Origin of the sequence: Shewanella scandinavica (assembly GCF_031932065.1) — a bacterium.
GTDB classification, from domain to species: Bacteria; Pseudomonadota; Gammaproteobacteria; order Enterobacterales; family Shewanellaceae; genus Shewanella; species Shewanella baltica.
On record NZ_JAUOES010000009.1, the window covers coordinates 114632 to 131972 of the forward strand.

The 17341-nt window shown below is 47.4% G+C and carries 14 protein-coding genes; 10 read left to right on the forward strand and 4 right to left on the reverse strand.

The features are described 5' to 3' along the window. Nucleotides 1-44: 44 nt before the first annotated feature. The 3 genes from oxyR to mnmL form a co-directional block, all read right to left on the reverse strand. Complete coding sequence (oxyR, locus tag Q4Q50_RS10115) at nucleotides 45-956, reverse strand: hydrogen peroxide-inducible genes transcriptional activator OxyR (RefSeq protein WP_086010628.1); 912 nt, start codon at nucleotides 954-956, stop codon at nucleotides 45-47. Between the two features lie 297 nt (nucleotides 957-1253). After that, a complete protein-coding gene (locus Q4Q50_RS10120; RefSeq protein ID WP_006080758.1) occupies nucleotides 1254-1619 on the reverse strand; it encodes an Hpt domain-containing protein in 366 nt (121 codons plus the stop codon). A 204-nt stretch (nucleotides 1620-1823) separates the two neighbouring features. Beyond that, entirely contained in the window at nucleotides 1824-2753 is a 930-nt protein-coding gene (mnmL, locus tag Q4Q50_RS10125; RefSeq protein WP_311899205.1) for a tRNA modification radical SAM protein MnmL/YtqA, read from the reverse strand. Nucleotides 2754-3341: 588 nt separating this feature from the next. Between mnmL and gltB the strand changes: the two genes are divergently transcribed. The 8 genes from gltB to Q4Q50_RS10165 all read left to right on the forward strand — a co-directional run bounded on the left by gltB (nucleotide 3342) and on the right by Q4Q50_RS10165 (nucleotide 13378). Beyond that, complete coding sequence (gltB, locus tag Q4Q50_RS10130; RefSeq protein WP_311899206.1) at nucleotides 3342-7790, forward strand: glutamate synthase large subunit; 4449 nt, start codon at nucleotides 3342-3344, stop codon at nucleotides 7788-7790. Nucleotides 7791-7796: 6 nt separating this feature from the next. Next, nucleotides 7797-9203, forward strand: a complete 1407-nt coding sequence (locus Q4Q50_RS10135; protein ID WP_311899207.1) for a glutamate synthase small subunit GltD family protein — start codon at nucleotides 7797-7799, stop codon at nucleotides 9201-9203. A gap of 347 nt (nucleotides 9204-9550) precedes the next feature. Then, nucleotides 9551-10261, forward strand: coding sequence for a 5'-methylthioadenosine/adenosylhomocysteine nucleosidase (locus Q4Q50_RS10140; protein WP_006085054.1), 711 nt, complete (start codon nucleotides 9551-9553; stop codon nucleotides 10259-10261). A gap of 22 nt (nucleotides 10262-10283) precedes the next feature. Continuing rightward, nucleotides 10284-11273, forward strand: a complete 990-nt coding sequence (locus Q4Q50_RS10145; protein ID WP_311899208.1) for a cobalamin biosynthesis protein CobD/CbiB — start codon at nucleotides 10284-10286, stop codon at nucleotides 11271-11273. Between the two features lie 56 nt (nucleotides 11274-11329). After that, nucleotides 11330-11707, forward strand: a complete 378-nt coding sequence (locus tag Q4Q50_RS10150) for a DUF2721 domain-containing protein (RefSeq protein ID WP_126493519.1) — start codon at nucleotides 11330-11332, stop codon at nucleotides 11705-11707. Next, on the forward strand, nucleotides 11704-12330 hold the full coding sequence (locus Q4Q50_RS10155) for a trimeric intracellular cation channel family protein (protein WP_259582912.1): 627 nt from the start codon (nucleotides 11704-11706) through the stop codon (nucleotides 12328-12330). Before Q4Q50_RS10150 ends, Q4Q50_RS10155 begins: the two co-directional genes overlap by 4 nt. A gap of 1 nt (nucleotide 12331) precedes the next feature. Beyond that, nucleotides 12332-12823: a nuclear transport factor 2 family protein gene (locus Q4Q50_RS10160; protein ID WP_012088589.1), complete on the forward strand. Its 492-nt coding sequence runs from the start codon at nucleotides 12332-12334 to the stop codon at nucleotides 12821-12823. Between the two features lie 126 nt (nucleotides 12824-12949). Continuing rightward, nucleotides 12950-13378 (forward strand): hypothetical protein, encoded by a 429-nt coding sequence (locus Q4Q50_RS10165; RefSeq protein WP_311899209.1) that lies wholly within the window; start codon nucleotides 12950-12952, stop codon nucleotides 13376-13378. Nucleotides 13379-13470: 92 nt separating this feature from the next. On the opposite strand, the gene tyrS is transcribed toward Q4Q50_RS10165, so the two are convergent. Next, nucleotides 13471-14664, reverse strand: coding sequence for a tyrosine--tRNA ligase (tyrS, locus tag Q4Q50_RS10170; RefSeq protein WP_107402375.1), 1194 nt, complete (start codon nucleotides 14662-14664; stop codon nucleotides 13471-13473). A 126-nt stretch (nucleotides 14665-14790) separates the two neighbouring features. On the opposite strand from tyrS, the gene Q4Q50_RS10175 reads away from it, so the two are divergent. Together Q4Q50_RS10175 and Q4Q50_RS10180 are read left to right on the forward strand one after the other, a co-directional pair. Further along, on the forward strand, nucleotides 14791-16197 hold the full coding sequence (locus Q4Q50_RS10175) for a peptidoglycan DD-metalloendopeptidase family protein (protein WP_311899210.1): 1407 nt from the start codon (nucleotides 14791-14793) through the stop codon (nucleotides 16195-16197). Nucleotides 16198-16217: 20 nt separating this feature from the next. Further along, complete coding sequence (locus Q4Q50_RS10180) at nucleotides 16218-17327, forward strand: anhydro-N-acetylmuramic acid kinase (RefSeq protein ID WP_311899211.1); 1110 nt, start codon at nucleotides 16218-16220, stop codon at nucleotides 17325-17327. The last annotated feature ends 14 nt before the right edge of the window (nucleotides 17328-17341 follow it).

Below are 17341 nucleotides of genomic sequence, written 5' to 3' on the forward strand. Positions count from 1 at the left end.
ATTTAAGCGTTGAGTTGCATTAACACTTTACAGTTGCAGCGAGCTTATTGTGCTTCTTTAGTTAATAACTTTTGGATCATTAAACCTAAGGTGCGGAAGGTTAAGATCCGACTGGTCGTTTGACGCCAGACAAGGCCGATATCACGGTAAGGCGCTTCACCTGGCGGCGTCATCACCACCAAATCAGTGTCGTTCAAAATACCCGCATCGATTGCCATTTGCGGCAGGAATGTGGTGCCCAGCTTACTGTTCACCATCTGCACTAAGGTATGCAAACTGGTGGCGGCAAACGGATTCACTTTCGCGCTATCCCCAAGCTGACAGGCTGTGATGGCATGCCCCGTAATGCAATGCTCGCTTTGCAGCAGGAAAATACTCTCGTCTGGCAAGGCTTGGTAATCGATCGGCTGATGGATTTCTCCGGCTAAATCCTTATGGATCACCATTTTGAATGGATCTTTACCCACTTTCATACTGTGATAACCGCTGGTATCTACAGGCAAAGCAAGGATCAATAAATCCAGCTCACCCTTACCTAAGGCATCCAGCAAACGCTCAGTGGTATCTTCTTTCAGTAATAAACTCATTGCAGGATAAGATTGCTGGCATTGGCGAATAACACGGCTCAATAGGAAAGGCGCAATCGTAGGAATACACCCTAAACGAATATCGCCTGTCATCGGCTCGCCTTGGTTTTTCACCAATTCAACCAAATCATCCACATCGGTGAGAATTTTACGGGCGCGCTGCACCACCTCTTCACCAATAGCGGTAAACATAAACGACTTATGGTCTCGCTCAATCAACTGATGCCCTAACTGCTCTTCTAAGTTTTGGATCCCACTCGAAAGCGTCGATTGGCTGACAAAACACACCTTAGCCGCGCGGTTAAAATTCTGCTCTTGATGGAGATTCACCAAATAGAATAAGTTTTTTAAGCTAGGTAAACTTTTCATTTTCTCGATTGCCATTAAGGTTATGAATTAAGAAATTAAATCTACTCTAGCATAACTGAAAGCCAATAACGCGGCATTAGATTCAAGAGTGTGAGCCGAATCGACATTCAACCGATTAGCCGTAAAACTTAAGTGGGAGTAACAAACAAAGAGGAGAAAAGCACTCGCGGGGAAACGTAGAAGGCAACAAACTCAGCCGTAAACTAACGCAATATCTAACGCAACAATCTGACGCAATCATTCACTCAATTGGGCGCAACAACAGACGTTATTGCTGCGCCTTAGCGTATCAATATCTTATGCTTTAGCTTGGAGGAACAACTTTAACTGTTGTAGATCCGCACTCGCATGTTCGACGATCTCAGCAACCCAAGCGCCGTGTTCAGCATCCCATCTTGGCTCTTCACCGTGCTGTAATAACTGGGCGATTTGCTGAATGCGTTTTAAACCTACCGAACCTGCGGCACCTTTAAATTTATGCGCTTCTGAACATAAGGTATCTCTGTCTGCAGCGTCGTTAGCCTTCACTAGATTTCCTACATATTCAGGCATTAACTGCTCAAATAACACCACACTCTTAAGTAAAGTACCGGCACCAATGGCGCTACAGTACTGTTCGAGAGTATTGAGATCTAGGATTACTTCTAATTCAACTGTGGCCATGAGGCCTCCCTTAAGTGGTCCAATGCTTAAAACGAATTTATCACATGATACCCGCTAAAATTGTCTGTGCAACTTATAGCGATATCCATAGTCAAATTCAGATTAAAATTAACAAAAAACAAACTAATAGTCGTAAGTAAACCCTTACAAAATAATAGCGACGACATAGCATTTAAGGAGGAAATGTATCCCACTAACTTGCCTCTATCGTTGCGCTAATACGTGCCCTTGTCCACCATAAAGCTGTAAATTATCCACAATTGCCACCAATCCATCCCATCGATAGGCACACCAATCTGGTGCTAATAGCATAGGTTTTTTCGCATAAGCGGTGACGCGGTGGAAAATCACTTCCGCGGGTGTATGGCGGATCATCTCACCAACACTGCGAGCATAATCTTCAAGACTCAGTAAAGGTAAGCGCCCACTTCGCCACGCCTTGGCCATAGTGCTACCTTCGACGATATGCAAAGGATGCAACTTCAAGCCATCAACGCCCTGCTGCAATACCGCCGCTAAGGTCGCCATATAATCGCTATGGATTTCATCGGGCAAGCCAAGAATAAGATGAGTGCACACCTTAAGACCGCGAGCTCTCGCCCTCGACACAGTGTCGCAATAACAGGCGAAATCATGGCCACGATTGATCTTGCGCAGCGTTTCATCTTTAGCGGTTTGCAACCCAAGTTCTAACCACACATCAACGCGGTTTGCCTGATAACTTGCCAGTAAATCCAGTACATTATCTGGCACACAATCGGGACGAGTTCCTACACACAGACCCACTATCTCGCCATCTTTAACGGCTTCATCGTACTTAGCCATTAACACCTGATACTCATCATAAGTGCTCGTATAAGCTTGGAAATACGCTATAAATTTATCGGCTTGCACCTGAGGTTTCGCCTCACGATAACAACTCTTACCCTGTTCGAGCTGCTCGGTAATACTCAACACATCAGCAGTTTGGTGGCTAAATGAGGCCACATTGCAGAAAGTACAACCTCCACGCCCCAAGGTGCCATCACGGTTGGGGCAAGTAAACTTGGCATCTATGGTGAGTTTTCGCAGTCGCGTACCATATCGCGCCTTGCAAACGGCACCAAAGGTGTTCACATATGCATCAAGCCCCATCAGAGCACCCACCAAATTTCATATCGCTTCATTAAGAATAACCAAGATAAAATCACACATAGAAAAGAAAATACGTGAACAAATAGAAGAAAAAGCTTAGTGTAAACAAGGTAGCGAGTGGTTTCTTGGCGCTACATCAAATTCCCGCCTGACTTATACCCTTATTGTCATAAATGTGCGCATCCTCAAATTAACACACTAACCACTGAGATCTTGCTCACACTGGTGATGAATAATAATTCAACAATTATAATTTTTTATTTAATTACTGTGTTTGCAATAAAAATCACTATTTCTAAATCAAAAACAATCCCACCCGAATGTTACATTTTGGTAAATCCACAGTTTCCTCATTTTTAAAATTCTTTTTATTCATAATGTTATACAGCACTTTTTGCTGTTGACGTTAACGTAAAGCAATTGTGATTTGTGTATAAAACATGAATTAATACCCATGTTTTATGCAAATTTTTGGTTTGACCTTTATTGAATCTCAGGCTAATTTGGGTGGTTCGGGTGCATATCTATAGAAAGTCTTTACATTTTCTCCCCGAGTAGTAATCAGTTGAGGTCTAGGGAGGTTTTTGTATGAGCTTATATCATCCCAGTTTTGAGCGGGACAATTGTGGTTTTGGGTTGATAGCACAGATGGATGGCGAAGCCAGTCATCGTATAGTGCGCACGGCAATCCATGGTCTAGATCGTATGAAGCACCGCGGTGGCATTGCCTCCGACGGTCGCACTGGCGACGGCTGTGGCTTATTAATGCAATTGCCAGTGCAATTTTTTGAAGCGATTGCCGCGGAAAATGATTGGCATTTGAGCCGTAAATTTGCGGTAGGTATGCTGTTTTTAAGTCAAGATGATGAACTGGCTGACCAAGCTAAGTTTATTCTTGAGCGCGAACTCGAGCGTGAAACCTTAAGTATTGCAGGCTGGCGCAAAGTGCCGGTCAATCCCGATGTATTAGGTGAAATCGGCAAAGCTAGCCTGCCACAAATCTACCAAGTGCTGATCAACGCCCCTATTGGCTGGCGCGAAAAAGACTTGGAACGCCGCCTTTATATGGCGCGTCGCCGCTTAGAGCAGCAAATCACCGACGACAAAGACTTCTATGTCGCGAGTTTGTCTGGCCAAGTTATCGTCTATAAAGGCTTGATGATGCCTGTAGACTTGCCCGCGTTTTATCCCGATCTCGCGGACATTCGCTTAAAAAGCTCTATCTGCCTATTCCATCAACGTTTCTCAACGAATACTTCTCCTAAATGGCCATTAGCTCAGCCGTTTAGATATTTAGCCCATAACGGCGAAATCAATACGATTACGGGTAACCGTCAATGGGCCCGCGCCCGTGCCTATAAGTTTAATTCACCACTACTGCCAGATTTGCAGCAGGCCGCTCCCTTTGTGAATGAAACAGGCTCAGATTCTTCTTCCTTAGATAACATGCTGGAAATGCTGTTATCCGGTGGCATGGACTTATACCGTGCCATGCGTCTATTGATCCCGCCTGCTTGGCAAAGTAATCCAGAAATGGATGACGAGTTAAAAGCCTTCTACGACTTTAACTCCATGCACATGGAGCCTTGGGATGGTCCGGCAGGTATTGTGATGACCAACGGTCGCCATGCCGCCTGCGCAGTTGACCGTAATGGTCTGCGTCCATCGCGTTATGTGATCACAAAAGATCGTATTTTGACCTTGGCCTCCGAAGTCGGCATTTGGGATTACGCCGCCGATGAAGTGATTGAAAAAGGCCGAGTTGGGCCTGGTGAGCTGCTGGTACTCGATACCTTGAACGGCCGCCTGTACCAATCCTTTGAAATTGATAACGACTTGAAACGTCGCCACCCTTACAAAGAGTGGATGGCGAAGAACAGCCGTACTTTAACGCCAGCGGAAGATTTAGCCTCTGAACAACATGGTGCCAGCGAGTTAAGCCCTGAGCTTTTGCTGCAATACCAAAAACAATTTGGCTATACCCGTGAAGAATTAGAGCAAGTCATTTGGGTACTGGCAAAACAAGGCGAAGAAGCCACAGGTTCTATGGGCGACGATACGCCTATGGCGGTATTGTCGAAAAAGTCACGTTCACTGTATGACTATTTTAGGCAAAAATTCGCTCAAGTGACTAACCCACCCATAGACCCATTACGTGAAAAACACGTTATGTCGTTGACCACTTGTATTGGCCGTGAGCAGAACCTCTTCAATGAAACGACTGGGCATGCTTACCGGGTAATGTTCAATTCACCTATTTTATTATTCAGTGATTTTAACCAGTTACTGGGATTAGATAGCACTTACTACCGCGCCAATATTGTCGATTTGAATTACGAGCCACAGGAAGGATTAGAAAGTGCCATTCGCCGCATCACAGCCGAAGCCGAGCGTTTAGCCCGCAGCGGCACGACTTTGTTGATCCTTTCGGATAGAGCCATAGGTAAAACGGCGCAAGTGATCCCTGCGGCCATGGCGGTCGGTTCTGTGCAACAAATGCTGGTGAATAAGAGCCTGCGCTGCGACACCAACATCATAGTTGAAACCGCATCGGCGCGAGATCCGCATCACTTTGCCGTCTTGCTTGGCTTTGGTGCCACCGCGATTTATCCGTACTTAGTGTATGAATCAATCTCTGAACTGGCGAAACGTCACCAGTTAACCGACACCACAGCATTGATGCTGAACTTCCGTTACGGTATCGAAAAAGGTTTGCGTAAGATCATGTCCAAAATGGGCATCAGCACTGTCGGTTCCTACCGTTGTAGCCAACAGTTTGAAGCCATCGGCATCGCCAGCGATGTGATTGAACTGTGCTTTAAAGGCGTTATCAGCCGTATCGAAGGCGTCAGTTTTGCTGAAATAGCCCAAGACCAAGCGATTCTGCACAAAGCGGCCTACCGCGCCCATGTGCCATTGCCACAAGGTGGCCTGCTGAAATACGTTGAAGGGGGTGAGTATCACTGCTTCAACCCTGATGTGGTCAACACTTTGCAGGCGTCATTGATTGACAAAAATTTCGCGACCTATAAAAAGTTTGCCGATCTCGTCGACAATCGTCCAATAGCCACGCTACGTGACTTAATCGGTATCAAGGGTGCGCAGACATCAATTGATGTCGCTAACGTCGAAGGCGCAGCGGGCTTGTATCAACGCTTTGACAGCGCAGCCATGAGTATCGGTGCCTTGAGCCCCGAAGCCCATGAAGCGCTGGCTATTGCAATGAACCGCTTAGGCGGCCGCTCGAACTCAGGTGAAGGTGGTGAGGATGCTCGCCGCTTTAATACTGAACGCAACTCTGCGATTAAACAGATTGCCTCGGCGCGCTTTGGCGTTACGGCGCACTACTTAGTCAATGCCGATGTGTTGCAGATTAAAGTCGCCCAAGGGGCAAAACCCGGTGAGGGTGGTCAGTTACCCGGCCATAAAGTCAGCGTTGAAATCGCAGGACTGCGTCATGCGCGCCCAGGTGTAACCTTGATTTCACCGCCGCCGCACCACGATATTTACTCTATCGAAGATTTAGCCCAGCTGATTTTCGACTTGAAGCAAATCAACACTAAAGCACTGATTTCAGTCAAACTTGTGTCTGAACCCGGCGTGGGCACGATCGCCACCGGCGTAGCGAAAGCCTATGCGGATATGATCACGATTTCAGGGTATGACGGCGGCACAGGCGCCAGCCCAATCACCTCAGTAAAGTACGCGGGGAGTCCGTGGGAGCTAGGTTTAGCCGAAGTGCATCAATCGCTCGTAGAAAACGGTCTACGCCATAAAATTCGCCTGCAAGTCGATGGCGGCTTAAAAACCGGTACAGATGTGATTAAAGCCGCGTTGTTAGGCGCAGAAAGCTTTGGATTTGGCACTGTGCCTATGATCGCCCTAGGTTGTAAATACCTGCGTATTTGCCACTTGAACAACTGCGCAACTGGCGTAGCAACGCAAGATAAAAACCTGCGTGACAACCATTACCATGGCCTGCCAGAGCGAGTAATGACTTACTTTGAGTTTGTCGCCGAGGAAGTACGTGAATGGATGGCGACCTTAGGGGTGAGTAAGTTTGAAGACTTAGTCGGTCGCAGTGAATGGTTATATGCCCTCGAAGGCCAAACCGCTAAGCAACAAGGTTTAGATCTGTCACCGATTTTGTATCAACCCAAAGTGCCGGCAACCTCGTCACGCACTTGGCAAGAAACCAATCCACCAGCGGATTTAGGGTTGCTTAACCAACATTTATTAAACGAGTGCCAAAGCGCCGTCGATAAGGGCGAGTGTTTCGATGCCGCTTACAGCATCAACAACACCGACCGCTCCGTTGGCGCGACCTTGTCAGGCTATATCGCGAGCACGCTCGGCGTCAAAGGCACCAAAGCGCCGGTTAAACTGAGCTTTAACGGCAGTGCCGGCCAAAGCTTTGGCGTGTGGAATAGCCCAGGCCTTGAGTTAAAACTCTGCGGCGATGCCAACGACTATGTGGGTAAAGGCATGTCTGGCGGCCAAATCGTCATCTACCCGCCAATTGGCAGCCCGTTCCAAAGTGAGCGCAGCGCCATTGTCGGTAACACCTGCCTTTACGGCGCGACGGGCGGCAAGTTCTTCGCCGCAGGTCAAGCGGGCGAGCGTTTTGCGGTCCGTAACTCAGGGGCGATTGCTGTGGTCGAAGGACTCGGTGATAACGGCTGTGAATACATGACTAGCGGTATTGTGGTTGTCCTTGGTAAAACAGGGGTGAACTTCGGCGCGGGGATGACAGGCGGCTTTGCCTATGTGTTCGATCAATTTGGCCGTTTCAATCGCCGTGTGAACACTGAGCTTGTCGATACTCAAAAACTTGAATCACCTATTCATCAACAACATTTGAAAGGTCTGATTGAAGCCCACGTGGCCGAAACGGGCAGCGAACATGCCAAGATGATTTTAAGTGATTTTGGTAACTGGTTAGATTGCTTCGTATTAGTAAAACCTAAAAATATTGCCGTGGCCGATCTGCTCAAGTTAGAGAAATCGAGCCCAGAATTAGTTGTAAAAGCGGGGTAATGGCGCATGAGTAACGATTTTCAATTTATTGAAGTGGGTCGCAAAGACCCCACCAAACACCCTGCGGCTAAACGTGCGACTCAGTTTATTGAGATTTATCAGCCTTTTGCTCAGCCTCAAGTGGCTGAGCAAGCGGACCGCTGTTTAGATTGCGGCAATCCATATTGTGAGTGGAAATGTCCGCTACACAATTATATTCCTAACTGGCTCAAGCTAGCGGAGCAAGGTCGCATCATGGAAGCGGCAGATTTAGTGCATGAGACCAACACGCTACCCGAAATCTGCGGCCGTGTTTGCCCACAGGACAGACTCTGCGAAGGCGCTTGTACTCTGAACGACGACTTTGGCGCTGTCACTATCGGTAATGTCGAAAAATACATCACCGACACAGCGATCGCCCAAGGCTGGCGCCCCGATATGAGCAAGGTCACGCCACGCCCTGAACGAGTGGCAATTGTCGGTGCAGGTCCTGCAGGGTTGGGCTGCGCGGATATTTTGTCTCGCAACGGTGTTAAAGCCGTGGTCTTTGATAAATATCCACAAATTGGTGGCCTACTCACCTACGGTATTCCGTCTTTTAAACTCGACAAGGCCGTCATGGCGACCCGTCGTAGTGTATTAGAAGGCATGGGCATTGAGTTCAAACTCGGGGTTACTGTCGGTAAAGATATCCCATTTACTAAACTGCTCGAAGAATACGATGCCGTATTCCTTGGTATGGGCACCTATACCGCGATGAAAGCCGGCCTTGAGGGTGAAGATGCCCAAGGCGTATACCAAGCCCTGCCCTATTTGATTGGTAACACCCATCATTTAATGGGCACGCAAGATGCGCAAACGCCCTACCTGAACCTTGAAGGTAAACGTGTCGTGGTATTAGGCGGTGGTGATACCGCGATGGATTGCGTGCGCACAGCCGTCAGACAAGGTGCCAGCAGCGTAGTCTGTGCTTACCGCCGTGATGAGGCCAACATGCCGGGCTCACGTCGCGAAGTGCAAAATGCGCGGGAGGAAGGCGTTAACTTCCTGTTTAACCGTCAACCTGTGGCGATTAAGACCCAAGATGGCAAAGTGATCGGCATTGAATGCGTTGAAACCGCCATGGGCAAGGCCGATGCAAGCGGGCGTCAACGCGCCGAAGCGATTGCGGGGAGCGAACAGTTGCTCGAAGCCGATGCGATTATTATTGCCTTTGGTTTCCAACCTAGCCCAGCACCTTGGTTTGCCGAGCATGGTATCGAGCTCGATCAATGGGGCCGTGTTAAAGCGAGTAAGTTAGACGAAAATCCTTTCCAAACCACCAACCCGAAAGTGTTTGCCGGTGGTGATATGGTGCGCGGTTCTGATTTAGTCGTGACAGCCATTGCCGAAGGTCGCGATGCCGCCCAAGGTATTCTTAATTACTTGGACTAAGCGCTAAGCTTAAACGCCAATGTGTTAGTTTTATCGCTAAAAAACTGTTTTACCGCTGTCATTTAACAAGCACTACAATGGCTGGACTTAGTCAAACAAGTCCAGCCGTTTGTTTATGACTTGTCGCCATCGGTTGATGGAAAATAGATAAGTAAAATAGACAGGTGAAATAAATAGATAAAAGTGCACCTCTTAATGGGTGCACTTTTTTCGTTAACCCTTCCCGCTTTTTACCCAGTCATTATTAAGCAATCCCAATCTCACCATAACGACAGCACAAAACTGTGTGGTATATTAGCCAGCATTCTCGTGTCCCACTCTTAAGTGTTGAATCAAAAAGGTCTCCCATGAAAATTGGAATTATTGGCGCAATGGAGCCAGAAGTCGCTCACCTGATCGCCGCCATGACAAATGCGACATCGCAAACTATTGCTGGTATTGAATTTATTGCTGGCACACTCGCGGGTAAAGACGTTGTCGTAACTCGCTCTGGCATAGGTAAAGTGGCCGCAAGCATTGCAACCACACTGCTCATCGAAAAATATGCGCCGGATGCCGTGATCAACACAGGTTCTGCCGGTGGTTTTGTCGATACGCTGGCCATTGGCGATATCGTGATTTCTTCTGAAGTACGTCACCACGATGTGGATGTCACCGCCTTTGGCTACGAAATTGGCCAAATGGCACAGCAACCCGCTGCGTTTATCCCAGCCGCTCATTTAGTTGAAGCCGCCAACAAGGCCATTGCGCAACTAGGCGAAGTCAAAGCGATTGAAGGGTTAATCTGTACTGGCGATAGCTTTATTTGCGATCCTGTTCGCACCCAAGCCATGCTCAAAAACTTCCCAACAATGGCCGCCTGCGAAATGGAAGGCGCTGCAATCGCTCAAGTTTGTCATCAGTTTGGTGTGCCATTTGTGGTAATCCGCTCTTTATCGGATAACGCCAACAATGACTCGCCAGTGGATTTTGATTCTTATATTGTCAAAGCGGGTTACCACTCGGCGTTGATGGTGATGCTGCTACTTGAGCAACTGAATCCTAGCGCAGTAAAATAATCTCTTAAGCGGAAAGTACCGAATGCACACCTCTTTTTATCAACAACTTGTCGAGATAGATGGCGCTTTGTTTGAAGGCTTTTTGGTACTTTTTTTTGCTTTGTTATTGGCGCGGTTAGCGCCATTGCCACGGGAAATGCAACCGCTTATTTGGTTTGGCCATTTAGCGAAGCAACTCGCCGCCAAGGTAAATCGTCCAGAACGCTCTCCAAGCCAACAAGCCACTGCAGGCTTTTTAGCTATGATGCTGTTACTGTTTCCGTTTTGGGCCATTATCACCTTTTTGCTCGAACTGGCCGCCTTTCCATGGTTTTTCGAATTTTTGGTGCTTTATCTATGCTTAACCGATGCAGGGTTTAGCCAAGTCGCCGATGAAATCGCTAAAGCCTTAAAACGTGGAGACAATGCCAGCGCAAAAAAGCTTTTACAGCCTTGGGTAGTGCGCGATACCGATAGTTTGTCGGAAATCGGCCTAGCCAAAGCCACCATAGAAAAACTCGCCACAGCGCCTATTTACGGCACAGCATCGACCATTTTCTTTTTCGCTATCGCCGGAGCACCTTTAGTGCTGGCAGTGCGTATGCTCAAACAACTCGAATTGAGCTGGCCACCCATTCAGCCTAAGTATCAACATTTTTGCAGCACTGTGAATGGTGTATCCATTATCTTGCTGGCGATTCCGGCTTGGTTGTGGAGCCTGTCGCTCGCCATTCAAGGCGGGCCTAAGGCGTTTACAAAACTTTTTAGAGCCCCTAAAAATCATCACGCTATTCGAGGTTATGTTCTCAGTGTGAATCTGGTGGCGAGTATTTTGAGAATCGAACTCGGTGGACCACAGAAGTTTGCTGGCGTGCGTATTAATGTGGACAAACTACGTTATGGTCCGCAGCCAACCAGTGATGACATCACGCCTGCAATCAAGCTGACCTCACGTGCCTGTGCTATCTGGTTTAGCTTTATCATTATACTGCCCTTGTTATGGGCAAGTTTACGTTGGTTACAAAGCCTGTGATATGATGCCGCATTATCTCAACGTGAAGTTAAAGGCTGACTATCTTGCTCGAAAACATGCATGTTTCATTAACAACACCTGCGTTGTTATTTCCTGCTATCTCATTGTTACTATTAGCTTATACTAATCGTTTTTTTGCCCTCGCGGCATTAATACGGAGCTTAAGCAGTGGTGAGAAACCCGTTCATAAAGATCAAATCAAAAACCTGAGTCAACGCATTTCCATTATTCGTCGTATGCAAGAAGCGGGCGTATCTAGCTTTGCCCTGTGCGTACTGTGCATGATTTTCATCTATGTCGGCTTTAATAAAACTGGCTCAGTGATTTTTGGCGCTAGCCTGCTATTACTGCTCTATTCACTGATTTTATCTGTGATTGAAATCCGCATCTCTGTGGACGCATTAAATATCCATATCAAAGAGATGAGTAAATGAGCCAGTGGATCTACTTTTTTGATTTATGGGGTACCGCTGTATTTGCACTTTCTGGCGCACTCGCCGCTGGACGCCATAGAATGGACCCCTTTGGTGTAATCGTGCTCGCCTCGGTTACCGCTGTGGGCGGTGGCAGTATTCGGGATGCCTTGATTGGCGCGACGCCTGTGTTTTGGATCCGCGATCCCAATTACATCATAGTGATCCTCGCAACTGTGCTCGCCTGTTTGCTGTTAGTGCGTCGACCTCGTAAGGTGCCCGAATATATTTTGCCGGTCGCCGATGCCTTTGGATTAGCCTTGTTTACTGTGATTGGTGCCGAAAAAGCCCTCAATATGGGCTTAAGTGGCATGATTGCCGTGGTTATGGGCTTGATCACAGGCGTGGGAGGAGGCATTATTCGAGACTTACTGTGCAGACAAGTTCCTATGGTCTTACGCACAGAAGTCTATGCCACAGCTTCAATCATTGGTGGTATCGGCTATACCGTGAGTTTAGCCTACGGTATGGGCGAAAAAATGGCGCTGTTTCTGGCGATGGCCAGTGCCCTGTTAATCCGCTTAAGCGCCATCAAGTGGCATCTGTCGTTACCGGCCTTTGATCTCAAAACCAAGAGGGAATAGTTTGCGAATATTGTGTCTTATTTTGTGCCTCATTTTTGTTCCAGCCCTCAATCCTGCAGCGGCGCAAGCCAACTCAGGTGAAATGCCGCAAGAACAGCTGTTAGCCGTAAAGTATATGAATGCGCTAACCGAACACGACTATAAGACACTACGAAAATTCTATAACCGCGACAGTATCTTCTTCGACAAAACCGCTAACCGTAAATACACCGGCGGTCGCTTTATCATCGACTTTCTTGAGCGCGCCCATGAGGGCGTACTCGAGTACGACTTCAACATAGAACATATGTATAACGCTGGCTCTTTGGTAGTAATGATAGGTAACTATCACTTCAAAGGGCCGGGCGAGCAATTCGGCAAACCTGGCAAAATCATCGACATCGCTATTCCTGGCGTCACTAGCCTTAAACTCGATATGCTCAACCATAGGGTGACTGAGCATGTGGATCTTATCGATTACCAGACCATGTCTGATCAATTAGCGATGCAGTAGTCACAAAATTTCCCCGTCTTTGAAACTTGATCCCTAAAAACGGGTCGAAACTAACAATGAGTCAATACCACTACGTATTTCACCTTAGCTAGGTTGACTGAGTCGTTTCGTTTCAATGAGGTTTGTATGAAGTTTTTTGGATTGATAGTCCTACTCGCCCTTAATGGCTTAATGCTGGCACCCAAAGCACAGGCCTTACAGCCCATTATCGTGTCCTACGCCGTTCAGCCAGTCAGTCATTTTAATCAGCAGCTGCGCGTCGCTCAGGCACAACATCAACCCTGGTCGGAAGACCCAAGTCAGATCAGCAGCCAATACGCAGGCAACAAATTTACCTTAGTGCGAACCCAAACCAATAAAGACAGCATTTTGACCTATCAGGTGAGCGAGCTCTCCAAGCAACATCCACAAATGCTGTTGATTATTTCCTTGAAGCAGAATGCTAAACAATGGCAGGTGAGTTCGGCGCAACTGGCGTGGAAATGCAGCGATGGGCAACACTTTGGCACCGAGAGATGTAATATCGCCGAGCACGAGGCCAACACAGCGCCTTAATCTTATGGGGTGAAACAGATTTAAAAACAAAGAGCGCCCTAAGGCGCTCTTTTTGTTCGATTAACGACTTTTTTCATTTAACAGACAATGGCTTAAACCAAAGTCACTTTGGCAAACTTACGTTTACCGACTTGGAATACCGCAACAGTACCAGCAGACAAAGTCATACGGCTATCGTCTAGCTTTTCGCCGTCCATCTTCACCGCGCCTTGCTTGATCATTCGCATGGCTTCTGAAGTCGATGCCACTAAATCAGCGTCTTTCAACAGATTAGCAATCGCCAGACCTTCACCCGCCACTAACTCGACAGCGTCGATATCGTCAGGGATCATGCCCTTAGCGCGATCAACAAAGGCTTGGTGTGCGCTTTCTGCAGACGCTTCATCGTGGAAACGTGTGATGATTTCCTTCGCCAAGGCGATTTTAATGTCGCGTGGGTTAGACCCATTTGCCACATCTTGCTTAAACTGCTCAATTTCAGCCAGTGGACGGAATGATAGCAGCTCAAAGTAGCGCCACATTAAATCGTCCGAAATTGACATCAGCTTGCCAAACATTTCGTTGGCAGGTTCGCTCACGCCAATATAGTTGTGTGCCGACTTAGACATTTTCTTCACGCCGTCTAAACCTTCGAGCAGCGGCATCATGATCACAGCTTGTGGCTTTTGGCCTTCCGCTTTTTGCAGTTCACGGCCCATTAACAGGTTGAACTTTTGATCTGTACCACCCAGCTCAACATCGGCCTGCAGCGCAACTGAGTCATAACCTTGCAGTAAAGGATACATAAACTCATGGATAGCAATAGATTGGCCCGAGGCATAACGCTTCTTAAAGTCATCGCGCTCCATCATACGAGCCACAGTTTGCTTCGAAGCAAGGCGGATCATCCCCGCCGCCCCCAATGGCTCTAACCAGCTTGAGTTAAATTCGATACGGGTTTTAACTGGATCAAGTATCTTATAAACCTGTTCTTTATAGGTTTCTGCGTTCGCTAATACTTGCTCACGGGTTAGCGGTGGACGCGTACTGTTTTTTCCGCTTGGATCACCCACCATACCGGTAAAGTCACCGATCAAGAAAATGACTTCATGACCTAACTCTTGGAATAACCTTAGTTTATTTAAGATTACTGTGTGTCCAAGATGGATGTCCGGAGCGGTAGGATCGGCGCCTAACTTAATACGGAGTGGACGTCCTTCTTTGAGTTTTTCCAGCAGATCCGCTTCGAGTAAAATCTCATCGGTACCACGTCTAATTTCTGCTAATACTTGGTCTAAATCAGCCATCTCGGCAGGGACTCCTAAGGCCATGATCATAAAATGAAGAGACTTATGTTACTTGTTAGCCACCACAATTGAAAGTGTGTACACTAACAGGATTATTTAAGTCTCTGGTTATCGGTATCGGCGTCAATGGGAAAGGTTATAACGTTATTTAAATTGTTGCCTAAAAAGCATCAAATTCTCCTCAGCATTCTTTCAGTTATCACTATGATAACCATGCTACTCCCTTCTGAAGAAGCGCAAGCTTCAAGACAAACCACCAGCATAGATGACCAAGCTCAAATCAACACCCGTTATGATGTGCCTTTAGCGTTTCGCTCGCCTGAACGTCCTGAGTTATTAGAGGGCCAAACAGACAATGCGTCCACAAATGCTACGCCATTATCGTCAACCGACGCGCTTGCCGCGGGTGATGCTAATAATCCAGCCACTGAATCCTTAGAGAGTGCCCATCACAGGGATGTCGAGCATTTTAACGTGAAAAATGGTGATACCTTAGCCGCAGTATTTGATCGCGCAGGGTTAACCAGTAAAGACGTGTATGAAATCACCCAACTCCCCTTAGCCAAGCAAAACTTACTTAAGATTATGCCGGGCGAAGAAATCGTGATTTCGAAAGATATAAATGGTGATTTGACCGAAGTGCGTTATCGCGTGAATGCAATTTCGACGCTCATCATCACCAAGAATCAAAATCAATACCAAGAAAAAATCTCCGAGAAGGATGTGGAAATCCGCAACCATTTCACCAGCGCTAAGATTAAGAGCAACTTCTGGAACGCTGCCGTCGATGCAGGCATGACAGCAAACCAGATCATGCAGTTATCGACCGTATTCGGCTGGGATATCGACTTTGCCTTAGATTTACGCGAAGGCGACAGCTTTGCCATTATTTATGAGCAAGAATATGCCGATGGCGAATTTTTGCGTAACGGCAATATCTTAGCCGCAGAATTTGTAAACCAAGATGAGCGCTATACTGCCATTCGCTATACCGACGGTAACTATTATTCCGAGAATGGCACTAGCATGCGTAAAGCCTTCTTGCGCTCGCCAGTCGATTTTAAATATGTCAGCTCAAACTTCAATCCAAGACGTTTGCACCCAGTAACAGGCCAAGTCAAAGCCCATCGCGGTGTGGACTACGTCGCCGCCATTGGCACGCCCATTAAAGCGGCGGGTAGCGGACGCGTCATAGAGGCGGGCTACAATCAATTCAACGGTAACTATGTGTTTATCAAACACAACGATACCTATACCACCAAATATCTTCACCTCACTAAGCGCAACGTCAGCAAAGGAGCCAGCGTTAAGCAAGGGCAAATCATAGGTACTTTAGGTAAAACGGGGCGCGTCACGGGTGCACATTTGCATTACGAATTTATCGTCAATGGCGTCCATCGTAACCCAAGAACCATAACGCTACCTAAAGCCGAATCGATTGCGAGAAAAGAAAAAAATCAATTCGATGCACTTAGCCAGCAATTGATGACTACACTTTCGCAAAACAAGCAAACGCAATTGGCAATGCAATAACGACGGACGGATTCCTCCCAATGAAAAACGCTTATTATATTGGACTTATGTCAGGCACCAGCATGGACGGTGTCGATGCCGTATTGGTCGACTTTTCTGGCGCGCAGCCACAGCTTATCGCCAGCCATACCGAAGCCATACCGAGCCATTTGCTCAAAGGCCTACAGCGCCTTTGTTCACCCAGCACAGATGAAATTAACCGCCTCGGCCGTTTAGATCGTAATGTGGGTGAACTGTTTGCTTTAGCAGTGAATAATCTACTGACCAAATGCGCCATTGCCAAAGAAGAGGTTATCGCCATTGGTAGCCACGGCCAAACCGTGCGCCACATGCCAAACCTTGAAGTGGGCTTTACCCTGCAAATTGGCGACCCGAATACAATTGCGACCGAAACCGGTATTGATGTGATTGCCGATTTTCGCCGTAAAGATATTGCCCTAGGTGGCCAAGGTGCGCCCTTAGTGCCAGCATTCCACCAGCAAACCTTTGCTGAAGTCGGCAAAAAACGCATCATTTTAAATATTGGCGGCATAGCCAACATTACTTATTTACCAGGCAACAGTGACCAAGTACTGGGTTTCGACACGGGACCTGGCAATACCTTGATCGATGCTTGGATCCAGCAGGTGAAAAGTGAGCCCTTCGATAGAGATGGTGCATGGGCTGCGTCCGGCAAAACCGACCAAGACCTGTTAACGCAACTGCTTTCGCACCCGTATTTCTCCCTTGCTTACCCTAAAAGCACTGGGCGAGAGCTATTTAACCAAGCTTGGTTAGAACAGCAATTATCGCCTTTTAATCATTTAGATGAAGAAGATATCCAATCGACGTTATTGGATTTAACCTGCCACAGCATAGCCCAAGACATTATTAAACTATCCAATGAAGGGGAATTGTTCGTCTGTGGTGGCGGCGCGCTCAACGGCCAACTGATGCAGCGTCTTGCCGCCCTATTGCCAGGTTATACCTTAAATACCACCTCAGCCCTTGGCGTCGACCCTAAATGGGCCGAAGGCATCGCCTTCGCGTGGCTCGCCATGCGTAACCACTTAGGCTTACCCGCCAACCTCCCTGCTGTCACAGGCGCCTCCCGCGAAGCTGTACTCGGCGGAAGATTTAGCGCTAAGTAATTTACCTTCTCAAA